The organism is Pseudolabrys sp. Root1462 (genome assembly GCF_001426945.1).
Lineage (GTDB): Bacteria > Pseudomonadota > Alphaproteobacteria > Rhizobiales > Xanthobacteraceae > Pseudolabrys.
In genome coordinates this window covers 1,733,995-1,751,262 of the sequence record NZ_LMFS01000001.1, presented here as the reverse complement: position 1 = coordinate 1,751,262, position 17,268 = coordinate 1,733,995, and the positions used below count along the sequence as shown (strand labels likewise).

23 protein-coding genes are annotated in these 17,268 nt (G+C 60.9%); 6 read left to right on the top strand and 17 right to left on the bottom strand.

Features of this window, described 5'->3' with window-relative positions:
* Positions 1–165 precede the first annotated feature (165 nt).
* Positions 166–1,218, bottom strand: coding sequence for a polysaccharide deacetylase family protein (locus tag ASD45_RS08655; RefSeq protein ID WP_244485262.1), 1,053 nt, complete (start codon positions 1,216–1,218; stop codon positions 166–168).
* 564 nt (positions 1,219–1,782) lie between these two features.
* Positions 1,783–2,394, bottom strand: coding sequence for a hypothetical protein (locus ASD45_RS08650; RefSeq protein ID WP_056911122.1), 612 nt, complete (start codon positions 2,392–2,394; stop codon positions 1,783–1,785).
* A gap of 76 nt (positions 2,395–2,470) precedes the next feature.
* Here ASD45_RS08650 and ASD45_RS23405 point away from each other — a divergent pair, with 76 nt between their 5' ends.
* From ASD45_RS23405 to ASD45_RS08630, 5 genes are all read left to right on the top strand, one after another.
* Complete coding sequence (locus ASD45_RS23405) at positions 2,471–2,611, top strand: hypothetical protein (RefSeq protein ID WP_156380773.1); 141 nt, start codon at positions 2,471–2,473, stop codon at positions 2,609–2,611.
* Between the two features lie 15 nt (positions 2,612–2,626).
* Entirely contained in the window at positions 2,627–2,854 is a 228-nt protein-coding gene (locus tag ASD45_RS08645; protein ID WP_056911121.1) for a hypothetical protein, read from the top strand.
* Positions 2,855–2,869: 15 nt separating this feature from the next.
* Entirely contained in the window at positions 2,870–3,040 is a 171-nt protein-coding gene (locus ASD45_RS23400) for a hypothetical protein (RefSeq protein ID WP_156380772.1), read from the top strand.
* Between the two features lie 229 nt (positions 3,041–3,269).
* Positions 3,270–3,482: a hypothetical protein gene (locus ASD45_RS08635; RefSeq protein ID WP_056911119.1), complete on the top strand. Its 213-nt coding sequence runs from the start codon at positions 3,270–3,272 to the stop codon at positions 3,480–3,482.
* Positions 3,483–3,569: 87 nt separating this feature from the next.
* Positions 3,570–4,766, top strand: a complete 1,197-nt coding sequence (locus ASD45_RS08630; protein ID WP_056911118.1) for an acyltransferase — start codon at positions 3,570–3,572, stop codon at positions 4,764–4,766.
* On the opposite strand, the gene ASD45_RS08625 is transcribed toward ASD45_RS08630, so the two are convergent.
* From ASD45_RS08625 to ASD45_RS08595, 8 genes are all read right to left on the bottom strand, one after another.
* Positions 4,730–5,035 carry a hypothetical protein gene (locus tag ASD45_RS08625; RefSeq protein ID WP_156380771.1) on the bottom strand — a complete coding sequence of 102 codons (306 nt, stop codon included), beginning with the start codon at positions 5,033–5,035 and terminating at the stop codon, positions 4,730–4,732. The two genes, ASD45_RS08630 and ASD45_RS08625, sit on opposite strands and share 37 nt — an antisense overlap.
* Before the next feature lie 92 nt (positions 5,036–5,127).
* A complete protein-coding gene (locus tag ASD45_RS08620) occupies positions 5,128–5,547 on the bottom strand; it encodes a hypothetical protein (RefSeq protein ID WP_056911116.1) in 420 nt (139 codons plus the stop codon).
* Positions 5,548–5,618: 71 nt separating this feature from the next.
* A complete protein-coding gene (locus ASD45_RS23395; protein ID WP_156380770.1) occupies positions 5,619–5,771 on the bottom strand; it encodes a hypothetical protein in 153 nt (50 codons plus the stop codon).
* Positions 5,768–6,298, bottom strand: a complete 531-nt coding sequence (locus ASD45_RS23990; RefSeq protein ID WP_244485260.1) for a hypothetical protein — start codon at positions 6,296–6,298, stop codon at positions 5,768–5,770. Before ASD45_RS23990 ends, ASD45_RS23395 begins: the two co-directional genes overlap by 4 nt.
* A gap of 76 nt (positions 6,299–6,374) precedes the next feature.
* Positions 6,375–6,728 carry a hypothetical protein gene (locus ASD45_RS08610; protein ID WP_056911115.1) on the bottom strand — a complete coding sequence of 118 codons (354 nt, stop codon included), beginning with the start codon at positions 6,726–6,728 and terminating at the stop codon, positions 6,375–6,377.
* 144 nt (positions 6,729–6,872) lie between these two features.
* Entirely contained in the window at positions 6,873–7,118 is a 246-nt protein-coding gene (locus ASD45_RS08605) for a hypothetical protein (protein WP_056911114.1), read from the bottom strand.
* On the bottom strand, positions 7,118–7,702 hold the full coding sequence (locus tag ASD45_RS08600) for a hypothetical protein (RefSeq protein ID WP_056911113.1): 585 nt from the start codon (positions 7,700–7,702) through the stop codon (positions 7,118–7,120). Before ASD45_RS08600 ends, ASD45_RS08605 begins: the two co-directional genes overlap by 1 nt.
* On the bottom strand, positions 7,699–8,478 hold the full coding sequence (locus tag ASD45_RS08595; protein WP_056911112.1) for a hypothetical protein: 780 nt from the start codon (positions 8,476–8,478) through the stop codon (positions 7,699–7,701). Before ASD45_RS08595 ends, ASD45_RS08600 begins: the two co-directional genes overlap by 4 nt.
* A gap of 589 nt (positions 8,479–9,067) precedes the next feature.
* Between ASD45_RS08595 and ASD45_RS08585 the strand changes: the two genes are divergently transcribed.
* Positions 9,068–9,283, top strand: a complete 216-nt coding sequence (locus ASD45_RS08585) for a hypothetical protein (protein WP_056911110.1) — start codon at positions 9,068–9,070, stop codon at positions 9,281–9,283.
* On the opposite strand, the gene ASD45_RS08580 is transcribed toward ASD45_RS08585, so the two are convergent.
* The 7 genes from ASD45_RS08580 to ASD45_RS08545 form a co-directional block, all read right to left on the bottom strand.
* Positions 9,280–10,425, bottom strand: coding sequence for a hypothetical protein (locus tag ASD45_RS08580; RefSeq protein WP_156380769.1), 1,146 nt, complete (start codon positions 10,423–10,425; stop codon positions 9,280–9,282). The genes ASD45_RS08585 and ASD45_RS08580 overlap by 4 nt on opposite strands.
* 79 nt (positions 10,426–10,504) lie before the next feature.
* Complete coding sequence (locus ASD45_RS08575) at positions 10,505–12,880, bottom strand: hypothetical protein (protein ID WP_056911108.1); 2,376 nt, start codon at positions 12,878–12,880, stop codon at positions 10,505–10,507.
* Position 12,881: 1 nt separating this feature from the next.
* Entirely contained in the window at positions 12,882–13,325 is a 444-nt protein-coding gene (locus ASD45_RS08570; protein WP_162249400.1) for a hypothetical protein, read from the bottom strand.
* Complete coding sequence (locus ASD45_RS08565) at positions 13,316–13,768, bottom strand: hypothetical protein (protein WP_210168892.1); 453 nt, start codon at positions 13,766–13,768, stop codon at positions 13,316–13,318. The genes ASD45_RS08570 and ASD45_RS08565 overlap by 10 nt, the downstream gene beginning before the upstream one ends.
* Before the next feature lie 135 nt (positions 13,769–13,903).
* A complete protein-coding gene (locus ASD45_RS08560) occupies positions 13,904–14,611 on the bottom strand; it encodes a hypothetical protein (protein ID WP_156380768.1) in 708 nt (235 codons plus the stop codon).
* The gene (locus tag ASD45_RS08555; protein ID WP_056911104.1) at positions 14,608–16,596 is read right to left on the bottom strand and encodes a hypothetical protein; all 1,989 of its coding nucleotides are present in this window, start codon (positions 16,594–16,596) and stop codon (positions 14,608–14,610) included. Before ASD45_RS08555 ends, ASD45_RS08560 begins: the two co-directional genes overlap by 4 nt.
* A 297-nt stretch (positions 16,597–16,893) precedes the next feature.
* Positions 16,894–17,265, bottom strand: a complete 372-nt coding sequence (locus tag ASD45_RS08545; RefSeq protein WP_056911102.1) for a hypothetical protein — start codon at positions 17,263–17,265, stop codon at positions 16,894–16,896.
* Positions 17,266–17,268: the final 3 nt, after the last annotated feature.

Sequence of the window (17,268 nt, the reverse complement as noted above, 5' to 3'; positions counted from 1 at the left end):
TTAAAAGCCGCGTGCACATAAGGCACGTCGCGCCTTCCGGCGCGCCGTCCCCCTCGCCTTTCCAGAGGCGGGGGCAAGTGGCCAAAGCCCGGGCGCCATCGCGCCGCGGCAACGCGGACGCATGCGCGCCGCACACCTCAGCCGGAGATCATCATGCAGGAAGCGTCACGCCGCGTTGACGCGTCGAAATTTATTCCACAGCGCCGTGCCGGCGCCGGACATCAGCACCTTCACATAGCGCTGCTGCTGATATTCGCCGTTCACCGAAATGCGCGGCAGCGCCATCAGGTGGTCGGCATGCGCCTTGAACAGCACGCCCGGCCGCGTCGTCACCGCGGTCTTGAAGCCGAGCTCGGCGGCGATGTTGAATTCGCGCGGCCCCGCCGACGTCGGATCGCCGACCGGATAGGACAGGTGTTCGGGCCGCGTGCCGAGCGCCGCCTCGATCACGAAGCGGCTCTGCTCCATCTCGGCGCGCACCGCGTCGTCCGACGGCAGCTTCTTCAGCATCGGATGCGTCACGGTGTGCGCGCCGATCGTGACCAGCGGATCTTCGGCCATCTGCGCGATCTCCTGCCAGTCCATGCATTCGTCGCGGCAGATCTCCGGGATATCGACGTGATAGGTCGCGCACAGATCGCGCACCGTGCGGCGCACCTCGTCTTCGGTCTTCATGCTGCGCAGGTAGCCGTAGATGGCGTCGTACAGTTCGCGCTTCTCGCGCACATTGCGGGCGTCGAAATAGCGCTCTTCGCCGTTGATCATCAGGCCGATGCGCTCGTTGCGCGCCACGACATGCTCCAGCGCCACCCACCACAGCTCGCCGAGCCGGTCTGGAAAGCTGGTCGGGACATAGAGCGTGTACGGCATCTCGTACTGTTGCAGCAGCGGATGCGCCCAGCGCAGGTTGTCCTTGTAGCCGTCGTCGAAAGTGAGGCAGACGAAGCGCCGCTTGAAGTCGCCCTCGATGAAACGCCGATGCATCTCGTCGAGCGAGATCACATCGACCTTGCGGCGCTTCAGCCGGCGCAGCAATCCTTCGAGAAAGACCGGCGTGATTTCGAGCAGGCGGTTCGGCTGGAACGCATCCTTCCGCGGCGGCCGCACGTGATGCAGCGTCAGGATGGCGCCGACGCCGCCGACCAGCGGCCGCATCCAGTGATGCATGCCGGTGAAGTACAGCCCTTCCAGCGCGGTCTTGATGACGGTCTGCTTCATGTTAACCATGACCCACGCGAGGAACCGGCAGGTCCCTCGATCCAGGCGAGTGTGGAGCAATATTCCAACCCTTTATTGATAAGTTATTGCCGATGGGTTTTCGTTAATATTCTCATGCGCTTAGCAAATTCGCTCCTGACAAACTTTGGACCGGAAAAGGCCGGTTTAGACCGGAACAAGCCGGGAACATGGAAAACTTTTCGCAGGCCCGCTAAGCAGGCGCCATGCCCCGCTTCGAACCGACCTTCACCCCTACGATCAGCTACGTCCGTTCCCTCAGAATCGGGCATCTCGATATCTGGTGTGAAGGCCGAAATCCCCAATCCGGATATCGCTGCGGACGCTATAAGAGCCTGCCGATTGAGGGATTCGATGATGCGGTCACCTTGGTTTCGATCGCTTCCCGCCTGCGCTGTGAGGGCTGTGAGACGGTCGGCAAGGTGGATATCCGGCCGGCATGGGATGATGCACCGGCACAGCGGACAAGCGGGCCGAGTGAGACTGGCTGGATGACGCCGCCGGCACCGCGGAAATGACGAAACCCGGCGCGGCGGCCGGGGCCTCCTAACCTAGGTTGCGCTCGCGCATGAGCGCGGGCAGTTTCGTTTTCAGCCACGTCCGCTTCGGCGTCTCTTTTTTGATCTGCTTACAGTACGCAGCGATCTTGGCGAGACGGCGGTCGTCCGGTGACAGGTCGGTTTTCTCTTTCTTCGGCGGGTATCGCTTCGCCATTTCGAGCGCGAAGCGCATCAACTGCGCATCGGTGAATTCGTAGGGTTCGGCACCCTTCCGGCCGTTGAGGGCCGAGCGGCGGCCCTGCGCCAGGCGCCGGCACATCTCGCAGCCATCCTTGCGCATTGCGGCCCATGCTTTGCGGCTATCGCGACCGCCCGCCTCGACCACGTAGGAACTGCGCCTGTGGATAGCGGCCTTGGTTCCAGCCATGTTGTCCACACGGTCAAGCTTATTCCCGCGCTGTTCGCCTAGCAGGCCGGCATAGGCGACCGCGACAACGCGCGGCGGGCGTAAGTGCTTGATAAAAGATTCAAAATCCTCGGCGGTACGGCAAACGTATGTTTCCGCCGGATTAAAACGCGCCAGCAATTCCCGTTGCGCCGCCTCCGACAATCCGGTGACGGGCTGAATTAGGGCGCGATATTCGGGTTTTTCCACCATTATTCGCACAAGATAAAACAGGTCTTGAACGAAAGCAAGGGCGGGCGTATATTGCTTTCAACAGGGAGCAATAGCTATGGCCGCGACCATCCTGAAACTCAATGCCTACGGCGCTCGCTGGCACGTTATGATCGACGGTCGCGGCGTCGTCTTTAGCGGTGACACCAAGATTTCCTGCCGGCGCTATTGCCGCCGCCACAATCTGACCGTTGCCTAACAGGAGACGCCGCCGATGCTCGAACCCGGAAGCGATGCCGCCAAAGCCTACGCGATGGCCTATGCCAAGCTTGAAGAAAAGGCTGCGGATGCCGAAATGCGGGCTGTGATGAACCGCGCCGAGATCGGCAAGCTGGCCGCCAAGCTAGAGCAAATCGCGGCTGTCTGCCACGATAACGCGCCGCCATCCTGCGACAAGGGAATGGCATTGGATTTTGTTCGGCAAGTTGCCGAGAGCAAATAGTCAGGAAATCTCGCCGTGAATGTGCCCCAAGAAACGCTGATGCGCTGGCAGGAGATCGTCGGGCAAGCCATGGCCTGCATCCGGGGCGAGACGCCGGAGGACTGTGCACCCGGCGAGGCCGAGGACGACACCTACACAAAATTGCGTGAGGTCGAAGCCGAGATTTCGACCGCCCTCAAACTGTAGAGAAACCCCGCCATGGGAATGGATAGCGGCGATCTGAGGATGCAGCAGCCCCGCGACCCATGCGTTGATGCCTATGCTGCGGGGTATATCGCAGGGCTGCATGGTGTAGACCCGCGTCTGTGTCCGTTCGATAAAATGACCGCCGAGTGGCGCGCATGGAACGACGGGCAACATCGCGGCGTCACAGTTCACGACGAGAACTCAAAATCTGAGAAGGATTAGCCCCGCCATGACCGCACTAGGCCAGAACGAGATTGAAATGCTGCGCGCCATAAAGGCGACCCACGGCGGGTGGCGCCCCTGGAACGGCTTCGCCGGTCGGGCGGAGCGGATGGCCAAGGATGGCCTGATTATCAAAGCGGGCATTACAGCGATGCCGCCACACGTCTGCTACGTCATCACAGAGGCCGGCGAAAAAGTGCTGGCCGAATTGGAGCATTAGGCCGCTCGGCACAGCCCTAATAACGCGCCACGGTTGATCTCCTTCAGACCGCAATGCTAGGTTCTATCCCATTCTTGGGGAGGCACTATGGCGATCACAAGCGCGCGACGCGAATATCTGGATGGGCTACGCGGGTTCGCGTCCCTCGTGGTACTGATCGGTCACCTGATTTTGGCGGTGATGCCGTCGGTAATCACGTTCAATCCCAACGACACGCATACCCGGTTTGATCCGACGATTGGCGGCCTGCCGATAGCCTTCCTATGGAACGGCAACGGCGCGGTCTGCGTGTTCTTTGTGCTCAGTGGCTTCGTGCTTTCCGACCTGTTTCATAGGTCGTCGCTCGATGTGCCGGCACAGGTAGTCAGGCGCTATGTCCGCTTGGCGCTGCCGATGCTGCTCACTGGCCTGCTGCCATACCTCCTGATGCGCACGTCCGCCCTTCCCGGATATGACGTCACCCAGGTCACGCACAGCGGATGGCTGGGTAGCTGGTATCACTTCGGACCGTCTGGGCGGGAAATGGTTTCGGAGATGCTCGCTGGAGCATTCGTATCTGGCAAATCGCTTTACAACTCGAACCTGTGGACAATGCGGGTTGAACTCATCGGATCGATCGCGGTCTTTGTCATCTCGGCACTGAGCTCCAACCGCGCCGCACGGGTCGCGTGCTTCATGTTCTATATCTGGCTCTACCCGTACGATTACTCGCCCCTGTTCGCGGTCGGCGCCATTATGCGGGAGTGCGAGGCGGCGTTCGTAGCCCAGCAGAACAGGACGGCGGCGTTGCCGATCGTCGTCTTCATGTTAGGCGCGTTCCTGTGCGGCGTGCCATCAACCAGCACGGCGGTGCCGTGGTTCGACTGGCTGCCATACATCGGCAAATGGGACACGGCGAGATTTTGGCACGAGCTTGGCGCCATCCTCGTCGTCGCCTCGCTGCTCATGTCGAGGGGGTTGCAGGATATGCTGGCGACGCGCCCACTGCTCTGGCTCGGCCGCATTTCCTTCACGCTCTACCTGATCCATCTGCCGATCGTCTGCGCCATGGTCCCGGCGATCGTTATCGCGCTGCGGGAGTATTCCTATGGGCTCGCCGGCGGCGCCGCGGCCTTGGCAGCGGCGGCTGTAAGCCTCGGGCTAGCGACCGTTCTGACGCCCTACGTAGACCGATGGCCAACGAGGCTTTCGCAGAAGGTCGGAGACGCGGTGATGTGGCTTGAGCGGCAGGCTGTGGACTTATCACATCAGCGCGGCGGGTACTCACCGTTTATGTCGCGCTGAACGAAGCCATGTCCGTGCCGTAGATCGCGAACGTCCTGTTCAACATTTGAGATGCGCTGCTCGGTGACGGCCATCTTCACGAGCACCTCTCCGACTTTCCGGATCTCGATCTTCATGTCGGTGATGTCGGTCTTCATGTTGAAAACGGTGTTCTTCAGCGAGGCGAGCACCGTGACGCCTCCGACGACTATTACCGAAATCTCGATGATATTGCCGACGGTTATTGTCGCATCGACAATCATTTGGAACCCCATGGATTCTGGCGGCATCGTGTGGTTCCATTGCATCCAGCGGCCATAGGCCCCCCTTGGTCTGTGGTCGTAGGGCTGGCGGACTGTCTCACCAGGACGCCGGCCCGCTGCTAACGCTTCAGAATGCGAGCGACATTTTCGACGCCGCGTTTGCCGAAATAGAAGGCCATGACCATGGCCGCCCAGCCCACTGCATCACCTGTCAACGCATCGGTGTTGAAGATGTTGCGAGTGTACCCCGCTAGGCTCCCGATGATCTTGTCCCACACTACGATCTTGCCGAAATAAAGAACGATGATGTACGCGAACAGTTTTTCAGGTTCCCAAGGATGGCCGATTTGCGCCGTCTTGAGCTTCGCCTGAACGTCAATCTCAGACTGCTGGACTGCCAACTCCCGAGCGAGCAAATCTGCCGTGTGGGAATCCTTGCTGTTCTCGGCGTCAAGCTTGACCTTGTAGGCATCCACGGCTGCCTTGGCGAACGGGCCGCCGAGAAGGTCACCGAGCCATTTAAGTATGAGGCCGGCCACTTTTCCCGGCCCCAGAAACGAAGAAGCCCGGCACTATGGCCGGGCTTTCTGTTGAGCGATGATTGCAGCGGTCACCCATAGCTCTGCGGAAAGAACTGCCCCAGCAGACTGCCGACGAGCACCACCAGCAGAAGCGCGAACAACAGCCCGATCCATCCGGCAATCGCTTCGCCCGCCGTCGGCACTTGCCGGACGATGCGGAGATTGTTGAAGCGGGCGCTCATAGCCCCGCGACCCGCGCATTCGGATTGACGATGGTGTAGCCCGCGATCGAACGGACATGCCGGCGGGTCTTGCCCCCGCCTGAATTGCCGTCATGCACCAGCCACAGCCGGCCCTCGACGTGGGCGATCAGCACGAAGACATGGCCGGACCGGGCCGCCGCCATGCCAGGCGCCGGCGCAGCTCGAGGAAATACCCGCCGCCAGTTGGCCGCCAGGTTGAGCTTGGGAATGATCCGGCCGAAGACGTAGAGGGACGCCTCACAGCCACAGAAGCGGTGCGGACACCCGGCCGGACGGCCGCTGAGGATTTCCCCGGCTCCGTTGCCGTTGGCATCGGTCACGCGGGCGGTGCGGCGGTCAGCGACAGGCGCGGCGGCATTCGGACAGGCCTCGCGCCCCGGCGCGGTCGAGAAGCACTGTGCGGCCACGGCATGGGCAATACGGGCCTTGCGAGGCTTGGCGTCTGCGGACGGGATTGCGAGCGCAAAGGCGCACGCCATCGCGACCGCGGCGATGAACCGCGTCATGGTGGAGTCTCCGGGTTGTGGGCGGGAGGTTTGTGGCGACCGGGCTACCGATCGTCGGGGCGGGCCGGGGTGCCGGTCAGGCCTTGGAGTCGATCTTGCTTTCCATCCGCTCGAGACGCTGCTCGACCTTTCCGAATTGGTCGCGGATGTCGGCGCCGTAGCCCTTCATGGCCTCATAGAACGAGTCCCGGCGCATGAAGGTGTCCCGGTTGAAAAGCTCGACTTCGGTGATCTTTTGCCGCAGCGCGGCGGCGATCTCGCCAGTGTTCAGTCTAAGCGAATGCAATTCGCCATCGAACTTTTCCCGGTGCGTGGCGATCTCGTCGCGGACCGTTTCCCGGATTTTGCTGACGAACCAGGTGAGGCCGACGACGGCGACGAGGATATTAAGCGTTAACCCTGCCAGGGCGATGTATTCTGACAGGGCCATTATCGTTCCCTTCCCCATGGCGCGCGGCCTCCGGGCATGGTTCCATTGTCGATAGCCGTCATCAGCATCCCCCAAAAGTGTGCTGGTGGTGGTCAGGCACGGGCGGACGTTCGTCGCGCTCGCTCGTGCCGCTTGCTTTACGCGCTACTGAAGTTCGACTTCGGCCAAGGCGGACATGAGTTCGCGCGACGGGACGTACTCGATCAGTATCTCGCCATCGCCCTTCAGATCGTGAAAGTGATCCTTAAAGATCTCGACTTCGCGCTCGAGCGCCTCGTCGAGCGGCCTTGTCCGTTTCCCAATTTTGTTGAGGTGACACCGCCGGTCGATAATCTCTCTGAGAAATGACCAGTCAGCGCGAAGGCGCAGCACCTTGGTTTCCGCCGCCATTACCGTTTGCCTCCGAGAGCCTTGATGATGCCGCCGAGGATCCCGGTCACCGGTTCGCCGGCCGCCGCCGCCGTGGTGCGCTTCGTCGTGTCCGTCGCGACGTAGCCATTGAGCGCGGCCGAGATTGCGACCCAGCTCACCAAAGTGCCCATGGCGGCAATGATGGCGGTCAGCGCGTCCGCCTTCCCGCTCGAGATCATGAGCCACATGCCGAAGCAGACGAACGGCAGCGGCGCCAGCAGCCACAGCATCGTCACGTAGCCGATGAGATGCCGCCAGTGCCACCACGACACGCCGGCGGCGAGCTCTGCCTGCATCGTCGTGTTGATCGCCTGCCCTTGCTGGGCGTTGGCATTGGCAATCGCCGCAGTGGTGCGCGCCCATTCCGCTTCCGTCTCGGCGAGTTTCTTCTGCACCTCGGGATCAGTCGAGAGCGCGGCACTCACCGCCGCCGGCGTCGCCGGCACGCCGAGCGCGTCGGCGATGACTTTGCCGGCCGTGCCGCCGAGCGGGCCGAGCAATGCCGTGCCGAGGCTCGGCAGGCCGAGCGAGAGAAGGGTCTTTCCGAGATCACCCCAGTTCATGACTTGCTTCCTTTGAAGGCGCCGATGATGGCGGTGATGAGTTTGGCGATGAGTTCGAAGGCCGAGGCCGCTTGCGGTGGGTCGATGCCGGCCGGCGCGGGCGGAACAGGCTGGGGCGTGATCGGCGGCACCTGGGACGGCGCTGCCGGCGTGGGCATAGCGACTGGCGCGTGCAGGCCCCGTTCAAACAGCGCAGCTTCTGCATCGCGCCGGTCGCGCAAACCGCGACTATCGGGCCACAACCGTTTCATGGCGCGCAGTTCGTCCGGGATCTTGGCGAATTCCTTGGCCGCCATGTGCGCCTTGATGGCGCGCATTTCGATGTAGCGGTCGCCCTGGGCCGCGAAAGACGCGCCGCGATTGAAGGTCAACGACGTCAGAACACCGAAACAATCGGCTGAAAGGAATTCGGTATTCGGCAGCGCCTTGGCGACCTTGGCCTCCCATCGCGGGAGAACGCATTCCTTGTGAACCGCGAGCGCAACCTCCCAGGGGATATCGATGTCGTTGCGGATCGCTGCCGTGGCCGCCTTGCCGGCCGCGCCGGTCTTGCCGCTGGCCGCGACCATCAAGTCGAGCATCGATGTCGGAACGCGGCCGAACCAATCGGCATGGATCGTCGCCTTATCGGTCTGGCCGAGGTCATAGCCGATGCCGACGGTTGGCCCGGACTGCTCACCGGGCCATTCCGGCCGGCGGTACTTGGCCTGATAGACCGCTTGGCTGGAAACCTCCCAGCCCACGATCTTGTCGAAGGCGGCTTGCGAGCTGCGCATCTGCGCTCCTGCTGTTTTTATCCCTGCCCTTAGGCAAAGAAAAAGCCGCCGGGAGGCGGCGTAAAAACCAGCAATTCACAGGCTAAGGGATTCCAGAGATTCACAGTTTCCGTCCGGATATCGCGTGCCAATAACCAGGTTCACACGGCAGGATTGAGGGTGCTATATTCCGTCCCGGCCCTTCTGGCGTGAAATCCGGTTGCGGCCTAAGCGAAGATAGGAATCCACCCGGCGTAGGTGGCGTGCTACCAGAGCACGCTCCCTATGTTGGGCGGCCCGCCGAATAAAACACCCTTCGGGGAATAAGCGGGGTCGGCATCCTATCTTCGCCGAATTTCACCCGCCCGGCACCAGCCGGGCCGGCGCGAAGATAGGGCCCGCAAATGCTTCACAATCGACTGCCGCAATGGCATGGCGCCGTCGCCATAGCCGTCTGCGCAATTGCGCTGCTCATGGCTGCCGCGGCCTCGATCATGCCAGCCCGGCCGGTCTGCGATGCAGTGCTTCCGCTCGTTACCGATTGCGCCCCGAGCGGTAGCGCGACCACATCAAAGCGCATTATCGACCGTGCCGACTTCTGGCACGCGCCATGAACAAGCTAATCGGCTTCCTTCGCCGCCTAAGTTTCGGCGCGCACGAATGGCAACCTTTCGCGCCGGCCCCGCTGGTCACTTATCGGGATACAGCCGGCAGCATTCTCACCGGCGGAATTTTAATGAGACGTCGCGGCACCGATCGCAAGTGGCAGTACCGCAATGCCACGGACGAAGAGTCCTCCCTCTACGTCGCCGATTCGGTTGCCTAAACCGCCCAGCCCGTCGATCCGGTCGGCGCCGCATTAAGGGCTGGCGAGCCGGCAACAGTGCCGGGCCAACTTGCCGACGTGCCGCCGAACGAAATCAGACCACCGGGACCGACGATCCAATTCTGAGCGCCGGATGCGATCGATCCGGAATGGGTGATCGTACCGCCAATGGTAACAACGCCGCCGGCGATGGCGCGCAGCAACGCCGTGATTGTTGGCGTGCCGCTGTAGGTGATCGTGATATTGCCCGCGATGTTGATGGCACCGGGCGACGGCGCGTGAAACAGATAGTTCATGGGACCAAACACGGTGAAGCTGTTGTTGATGTTGATGGTCGCACCTGCGCCATCCATCGAAATACCAGAGTTCGATCCCGTCAACGCACCGATGCCGCAACCGGTGAGAACGTCGAGCACGCTGAACTGATGCATCTGAATGCTGGCGAACTTGATGTTTGTTACTTCATGCACAGCACCATCGCCGATAATCGTCACACCCTGAAAGACCGCGCCGAGCGCGCTGGCGCCTTCCCAGAAGATGACGGTCGCGCCGCTCGGATTGGCGTTGAGCTGTAGCGTTCCCGGGTAATTGCCATCGGCGAGATGGATTGTCGGAAACGAGCCGCCGGCCTCGATCTCCTGATAGAGCGCCGCCATCGCCGCCTGACGGGTCGCAAAGGCGCGCGCGCCGGTGTCGAGGCCATCGGCAACCGCCGGATCGTCGCTGCCGTTTGCCGGATCGACATAAAGGTCCGGGCTCAGATTAAGCCACTTCGGCACTTCTCCCATGTAGACGGTCGTTCCGTCACAGAAGAGATCGACATGCATGCCGGGATATAACCGACGCTTGTCGCTCCCGTTGACGACACATCGCCCTGTCGAGTTGCTGGTATTGACGACGCGGCAGCGCCACTTCGGCACTGTGATTGATCCGACCGTGACGGCGTAGACGCCGGAGCCGCCGAGAAAGACGATATTGTTGTGATGATCGTCGGTCAGTGTCACAGCACCGGTGACTGCGGTATTGCCGATCTGAATCTCAGCGCCCCAATCTCGGATAGCTGATTTCTCGGGCTCCCATACGGGCGACCCAGAATCACCATCGATCGTGAAGTCACGCCAAATTTCTGCTGCGTCAGCCATGGCCGAGCACCTTTTCGTTGCTGGTGATGTTTTGGAGTTGAACGACGGCGCTCGCGCGCGCGGGCAACAAGTGAAACCCTTAGACTTGTTTCAGCGAGCCGTTGTACAAGAACATGCCCTTAGCGATGTCGCCGGTATAAACAATGTTCGTGCCGTCCATGATGTAGACCTCGCAGTAGAGTGAGGTAATCGCCGGAATGCGGCCGACGATAGAAATTTCTGTCCAGCCGATGCCGAGCGCGGTCGCTTGGGCCGAGACGAACACACCGGTTCCGCTTACAGCGCTGCTGAAGGCAGCCGTCGTCGATAAATTATATCGTGATTGGAAAAGATTGGCGCCACCATCACCAACTCGCAACAGTATTATAGATCGCGACTTCCCCTTGACGTCTATCTTGAATTCGTAGTCCACACCGGCGGTAACCGTGACAACCTGTCTGACAAGATGGTTAGCAGTCGCGGTGGTCTCTACCAATTGAGTGGCTTTTGTTCCTCCGCTCGGATCGAGGGCGCTCGTATAGTTCGCCGTCAATCCTGATTTAGTCCAAACGGAATTTGTTAGATCAGTTGGAAACAACAAAAGCTGTGGTGAATTGCTAGCGATTGAGATAATCGCAGAGTCGGACCATGCCGAAGCGCTTCCGAGAAACCCGATGGATGCTACCTGAACTTCATAGTCAGCCCATTGCCGAACCGGAACGATACTGAATTCGATAGTTGCGCCAGCGTCGGTTGGATTGTTAATTTCAACAACTTGCCAACTGCCAGGCGAGCCGGAGCCGGCGTCAACCAGTCGCCAGCGCGCCCGGTAATTAAGGCCCGGATAGTTGGGGTCATCGAACACCATCGATAGAAAATAGCCGTTCGTTTCGTCTCCACCGATCGTGCCGTCCAGGTTTTGCGGCTTTGGCGGGCCGCTCGGAACATTGCGGGTGGCAAGGGTTGGCTCGTAATCTTCCTCGCTCGGGTCCCACCCGTCGATCGTGGTTGGATCGACAATGGTCCAGTTGAAAGTGATGCGAGCCGATTCGAGATCGATCTCGCCAGTATCGATTTCGACGATGGCGTTGGTTAGATCGCTGAGGCGGTCGTCGGTGATACGCACCCAGCGCTCGCCGAGCGCTTCGATCCCCGCCAGTGTCGTGACAAGCGTCCCACGCCGCGGCGCATTGGCTTTCGCCATCTTACGCTTCATCAAACGCCGGCCTTGACTGTGCGACTGTACCCAGGACAGAGCCTCGGCATGTGAGCGAGTCACGCCGCGCTGAGATATGTCAAGTTCATCGCGCCATGGCACACCGGGCATTTCGCGATAGCCGTTGTCCGGACTGGTGAAGGTCCATGTGATCTCGTTGACGACATTCTCATCTTGCGTGCCGTGGTCGATCGAGAAGCCAACGATGATATCCTTCTCGAGCGTCACGGTCGGAGACCGATAGACACCGATGCGGATCTTCAAAGCGCCATTGCCATCCTGAGACAACCAACCGTCACAAGTCGCCAGCATCATCGCGAGAACGGCGGCAGGTTCATTGTCGAAGCTGTAGAAGCCCGCCGAAGTATAGCGCTTTTCATACGAGCCATCGTCGCGCTGCACGAGCGCGTCGCAAAGATTGGCTTCGTTCATTAGGTCTGTGAGATTGGGAGTAACGATATCGTCCCAGTCGTAACCCATGCCGCCATCGGCGCGGGTCAGGAAATCGATGATTTGCAGAATGGGGTTGGTCGACGATTGCCACGTATTGACGTTGCCGCGCGACTGCGAACCGTCACGCGGATCGAAGATCGGCGTAAAGTCGCCGACGATCGATGGCTCCGGCTTACCGTGCGGATAATTATTGGAAAAATCCTCCGACTTCACAGCCTGACAAATCAGGCACAGCGAGGCAATGCCGTCGCCGCGGTGCGCTTCGGTCCAGATGTTCGGCAGCCGCGACGTTGCGCCGAGATGAGCCGTCTCGATATCAAGGCCGAGCCGATAGCTGATAGCGATGCCGCTGGCGTATCGTCCATCTGAGGCAACCGCCCCCGTAATGGTTCCGTCCGGCTGCACAGATGCCAGATCATCATGCAGATACAATTGGAGGAAGGTCTGCATCTTGCCGGAATGAAACGCGATGACATCGACCGAGGTGCCATCGACCGCTTCGAACAGTACGTAGCAACCTGCCACGCGGGTGCGACCGTAAGCGCGAAGTCGCGGCGGCACGGCTTGCCGAATTGGAACGGTCCCGGAGGCCTGGTTCGGAAGGTCGTTGAGCGTCGGTTGCTTCGGCCGTAGCGCATAGTTCAAGCCGATGCTACCGGCGATGAGGGCCGCTGAACCAACCGCGCTCGCCGTCGCGGCCGAGACCACAAACGAGGCCGCCCCGATTTCGGCGAGCGCCAGCGGTCCAGCCGTCAGGACCGCGCCACCTGCCAGCTCGATCAGCGCCACGCCGACTGCGACGGGCACGCTAGATCCCCCACGCTACGACAGGGACGGCCGGAACAACGACCAGTCCCTGTTCGGTTCGCCGCGCCCATGCACCCTCTGTCATGATCGCTCCCGCCAACAGTCGCCGCCCACCAGGAGCCGGCGTCCACAACAACCCGACATCGCCGAGCACTGGTGATGCTGTTCGTTTGATGCCGTGGCGGGAGAGCAACCGATCGAAGGCGGGTACGGCTTCCGACAAATCCGACATCAGCCGCATTTGTTCGTGCGCGGATTTGCAGAACGTCCGCGCCACATTGCCAAAATCGATCCCGGTTTCAATCGACAACCAGTCGGCAAAGAACGTCATGCAGTTCGAGTGTCGCACATCCCACGGCTGCCGCGGCGCCTCCGACAGGAACACAGCCAAACGTTCCGAACGCGTTGCGGGCCGCAGATCGGATGAGGCCATCGTCAAGGCCATTTTTTGCCGACACTATTCTGATAGAGCGGCGTGCGCTCGCAAAAGATATCGCCCGGGCTACGCGCCTGCTGATCCGGGTCGGTGAAGTAGCTGTAAGGCGAACGGCGGCGATTGGTCATCAGCGAGCCGACCGATAGCTCGACCGTGCGGGTCTGAATGCCGCCGTTCGAGTCGAGCGAGACAGTCAGATAATCCGCCTCCCCGCGCCAAAGCTGCACGCCAGGCCCAAGGCATTGCCAATCTGCATCAAACCCGATCAGCATCAAGCGCACGTCCTGACCGCGTACCCCAACCGCTTCGCCGTTGGCGATCTGCAATACGCGCTCGCTGATGCCCGACATGCTGAACACCACACGTTCCGCCTTGCCGTTGATGAGCTGCGAGACGGACGGCACCTTCGTCAGTTCGCCCATGCCGTAGTAACGGCCGTCAGCCTGGGCCACGGGATCGTAGAAATTTCCCTCGCCGATGCCGGCCCAGAAGCGGCCGACCGGATCGCCCGCAAGGCGGAACAGAATTCCGATGCGCGGGCGGTCTTTCGCAAGCTCGGCGCGGAGTGCTGAGGGGAGGTTCATGGGCTAGACGACAAACGTCTCAACGAAAGACACGCTCGGGAAGGACCATAGTCCATACTGCATCGACAGCTTCATTTGATCTGGCGACACCAGCCGCATGACGCACTTTGGCTCGTTGAATTCGAGCGCTGTGTTGATACGACCGGCCTCCCGCATGGGCGGCGAGAATTTGCAGACGTAATCGCCCCCAAAGTCGGTTACCTGCTTGATGCGATACAGGCGATGCCGCTTGGTCGGATGGTCGATCGAGAAATGCATGCCGGGACGCAAGACGCCACCGGCAATGATCCTTATCGTGATCTGGGTCGACCGGAGTGAGAACGCCGAAAGGCTCAACGCGACGATCGCACCCTGCGAATATCCAGTCCCATCCGAAAAGAACGTGCCATCCGAATGAGGGATCGAGACGGCATCGTAACTGTATGCGGCGGCCAGATCGGCACGCGGCGCATAAAGCAGATCGCGGTATGGGACGACGACGGCTTGCGAGCCGGCATCAAGAAGCGCCTCGAAGGCTCTCCATCGAAGGACCGACTCGCGATCAGGAACCGGAATGCTGTCAAAATCGGCGCGCCACAAACCGCCGCCGTCCGTGCGCGTGTAGGGAATAGCATCGCTTCCGGATTGGCCGCCAGAGATTGCCTGCCCGGATAATTGCCACGCCAACGATTGTCCGGAGATAATCTCTGGCGGAATATAGAGAAGACTCATGTGCCGAGCGCCTGATTAGAAAGAGCGCGCGACGGATATGTCTTATTGACCTGTCGCAGAAGCGCTTCGTTATTCTTTTTGAGAATGGCACCGAGCTTCGCTTCACTCATGCTCGACCCGCTCGCGTCGATGTTCGTGACCGGCGCAAAGACAAAGCCGCCGCCTATGCCCTGCCCCGGCTTTGTCACGCTCACCGTTTCATTCGGCGAGGCACGGAACGCGACGAGTTGCGAGTCGATGCCGCCGGAACCGCCGACCCCGAACGATCCGCCGTTGGCAAAACCGAATAGCTTGCCGATGCCTCCGATGACACTGCCAATTCCGCCGCCACCGCCGGCCAGGCTGCCCAGGACCCCACCCGACGAACCACCCTGCGTACCGAGCAACAGATTCTTGAACTGCTGCATCGCCAGCGTTTTGAGTAGATCCTTAAGCGCATCTTTGAGGTTCAGCGTGCCATCGAGCGCCTTGCCAAATGCCGACTCGGCGGCTTGTTCGAACGCCTGCAATTCCGGTGTGGCCTGCACAAGCTGCTGCTGCGCCTGCGCCACGCCACGCGCATAGACTTCCTGGTTTGCCTTGCCGTAATCGAATGCGAGATTCAGCCGCTCCATCGTCGCGGCGAATTGCTCGGCTGGCGTGCGCGTCTGTTCAAACACTTGCTTGCCGAAGACGGCTCTCTCATTCCACGTCGACCACGTCTCTGCGAGTTGCTGCAGTTTCTGCCGTAGCGCTTCCGTGATCGGGATGTGATTGGCCTGCGCCGCCGCCAGACCTTCGGCCACGATCTTGGCCTGCTGCTGCACGATATTCGACTGACCGATGGTCGAGGCCTCAGCCTGAAACGCGGCGATCTGCTTGTTCTTCGAGTCGAGGAAGGAATCGAGCGCGTCCTTTGTGGTCTTGATGATGGTTGGACTGAAGGTCTTTTTCGTCTGCTCGCCGAGAGCTTGAAACCCCTTTGTCGCATCCTCATTAAACTTGGCGATCACCTTGCCCATGCTGTCATAGGCTTTGGCGGTATCGTCTCGACTCTGATTGAAGTCAGCCCACGCCTTTTTCAGGGCGCCGAAATCGGTGCCGAAGAATTTATCGACCACGTTGGCGAACGCGTAAAGATCGGCCGCCGCACGATGGAATATCACGCCGGTTTTGATGGCCTCTTCGGCCAGCGCCTTAAAGAAGGCGACGATGCCGCTCGCGGCCGTCTTGACCAACTCGCCATTCTTGGCGAAGTCCAACAGCATCTGATTGAACTGCAGCAACGTCGGCAGCATTTGCGCCGTGACCTGTGTCACTAGACCTTCGAAGATTTTCCCCAGCCGCGTCAGGTTGTCATTGAAGGCCTCAGCCGCCCGGCCCGTGTTCTGGTCGATCACAAGTCCGAAGGCCGCGGCTTCCGTCGTCATTTCGCGCAAGCCGGCACCGCCCGAGTTGAGCAGCGGAATCATATCCGCGCCGGCCTTGCCGAAGATCTGCATGGCGAGGGCGGTCTTGGTGGTGCCGTCTTTCATCGCTGCGAAACGGTCGGCAATCTGCGGCAACAGGTCGCCGACCTGCTTGATATTGCCGCCTGAATCGCGGAACGAAATTCCAAGAGCCCGATAGGCCGCAACGGCGGTCGTCGATCCTTGTGCCGCGTCGACGGCCGATCGCGCCAGCTTGCCAAGCCCCTTGGTCAGCGCCTCGGAGCTGACGTCGGACAGTTGAGCGGCATAGCGCAGCGCCGACAGTTGTTCGACCGGAACGCCGATTTTTTGCGATGTCTTAGACAGATCGTCGAAAGAATCGATCTGCTTTTTCACGGCATATGTCGCGGCGGTCAGGCCGGCCGCCATCGCCGCGCCCGCCGCAGTCAATACCGCCCCGGCGCTTGCGCCGAAGGAAGCGAGGCTCGACCGCGCGTCTTTCAGCCCCGTCTCGAGCGCGGCAGTATCGGCCCCCAAGACAACGCGCAGCGCACCGATGACGGCATTACCGGCCATTCAATCATGCTTTCTATGTGACGATGGTGCCACCATAGGCGGCGTTGAGCAGCTTCACGATTTCGAAGGCCTCTTCGTCCGTCTGCGGCTCACGCGGCCGCGCGCGGCTCAAGAGACGATCGAGAGGAACGGGCTTTTCAGATCGCGGCAGGTAGGCGATATGCCAGGCGAGCCAGGCGCGTTGATCGTGCTCGCGTTGATATCGCCGCCCCACGGCTTTGAACTGGCGGTCGATCTGCCGCGGCGTCGATCGCCAGAAGTCTTCTTCGGTGCCGAGCCCGGCTTCCAGCCAACCCTCTAGGAGGACTGGCCAGTCCCATCCTGACCCGGCTTCGGAGGGTTCGCGTCACCTTCGGCTGGCGCGTCGGGAAACGCGAGCGTGAAGGCCCTGACGATCAGCCCGACGGCTTCCGTCGGCATGACCTTGGAAAAGATCGCCTTGGCCTGTTTGAGATCGACGTCGGGGTTCTCGTCGAGCAACCCGGCATGGAAGATCGTCCGCATCGTCGTCATGCGGATATTCGCCGGATCGGCCATCAGCGAGCCGATCTCATTGACGCCAACGCCGAGCATGTCCTCGAGCTCGGCCAGCGCGTTGGCTGAGAAGGACAGCGTATGGCTGTCCTCCCCGGCTTTGAACGTAACTTCGCCTTTATGTGGATTTGCCATCAG

What these genes read in the sequence shown, in the direction of transcription:
- ASD45_RS08655 (WP_244485262.1), bottom strand. Translation starts at nt 1,218, where the DNA reads ATGAAGCAGACCGTCATCAAGACCGCGCTGGAAGGGCTGTACTTCACC.
- ASD45_RS08650 (WP_056911122.1), bottom strand. Translation starts at nt 2,394, where the DNA reads ATGGTGGAAAAACCCGAATATCGCGCCCTAATTCAGCCCGTCACCGGA.
- ASD45_RS23405 (WP_156380773.1), top strand. Translation starts at nt 2,471, where the DNA reads ATGGCCGCGACCATCCTGAAACTCAATGCCTACGGCGCTCGCTGGCAC.
- ASD45_RS08645 (WP_056911121.1), top strand. Translation starts at nt 2,627, where the DNA reads ATGCTCGAACCCGGAAGCGATGCCGCCAAAGCCTACGCGATGGCCTAT.
- ASD45_RS08635 (WP_056911119.1), top strand. Translation starts at nt 3,270, where the DNA reads ATGACCGCACTAGGCCAGAACGAGATTGAAATGCTGCGCGCCATAAAG.
- ASD45_RS08630 (WP_056911118.1), top strand. Translation starts at nt 3,570, where the DNA reads ATGGCGATCACAAGCGCGCGACGCGAATATCTGGATGGGCTACGCGGG.
- ASD45_RS08625 (WP_156380771.1), bottom strand. Translation starts at nt 5,035, where the DNA reads ATGCCGCCAGAATCCATGGGGTTCCAAATGATTGTCGATGCGACAATA.
- ASD45_RS23395 (WP_156380770.1), bottom strand. Translation starts at nt 5,771, where the DNA reads ATGAGCGCCCGCTTCAACAATCTCCGCATCGTCCGGCAAGTGCCGACG.
- ASD45_RS23990 (WP_244485260.1), bottom strand. Translation starts at nt 6,298, where the DNA reads ATGACGCGGTTCATCGCCGCGGTCGCGATGGCGTGCGCCTTTGCGCTC.
- ASD45_RS08610 (WP_056911115.1), bottom strand. Translation starts at nt 6,728, where the DNA reads ATGGCCCTGTCAGAATACATCGCCCTGGCAGGGTTAACGCTTAATATC.
- ASD45_RS08605 (WP_056911114.1), bottom strand. Translation starts at nt 7,118, where the DNA reads ATGGCGGCGGAAACCAAGGTGCTGCGCCTTCGCGCTGACTGGTCATTT.
- ASD45_RS08600 (WP_056911113.1), bottom strand. Translation starts at nt 7,702, where the DNA reads ATGAACTGGGGTGATCTCGGAAAGACCCTTCTCTCGCTCGGCCTGCCG.
- ASD45_RS08595 (WP_056911112.1), bottom strand. Translation starts at nt 8,478, where the DNA reads ATGCGCAGCTCGCAAGCCGCCTTCGACAAGATCGTGGGCTGGGAGGTT.
- ASD45_RS08585 (WP_056911110.1), top strand. Translation starts at nt 9,068, where the DNA reads ATGAACAAGCTAATCGGCTTCCTTCGCCGCCTAAGTTTCGGCGCGCAC.
- ASD45_RS08580 (WP_156380769.1), bottom strand. Translation starts at nt 10,425, where the DNA reads ATGGCTGACGCAGCAGAAATTTGGCGTGACTTCACGATCGATGGTGAT.
- ASD45_RS08570 (WP_162249400.1), bottom strand. Translation starts at nt 13,325, where the DNA reads ATGGCCTTGACGATGGCCTCATCCGATCTGCGGCCCGCAACGCGTTCG.
- ASD45_RS08560 (WP_156380768.1), bottom strand. Translation starts at nt 14,611, where the DNA reads ATGAGTCTTCTCTATATTCCGCCAGAGATTATCTCCGGACAATCGTTG.
- ASD45_RS08555 (WP_056911104.1), bottom strand. Translation starts at nt 16,596, where the DNA reads ATGGCCGGTAATGCCGTCATCGGTGCGCTGCGCGTTGTCTTGGGGGCC.
- ASD45_RS08545 (WP_056911102.1), bottom strand. Translation starts at nt 17,265, where the DNA reads ATGGCAAATCCACATAAAGGCGAAGTTACGTTCAAAGCCGGGGAGGAC.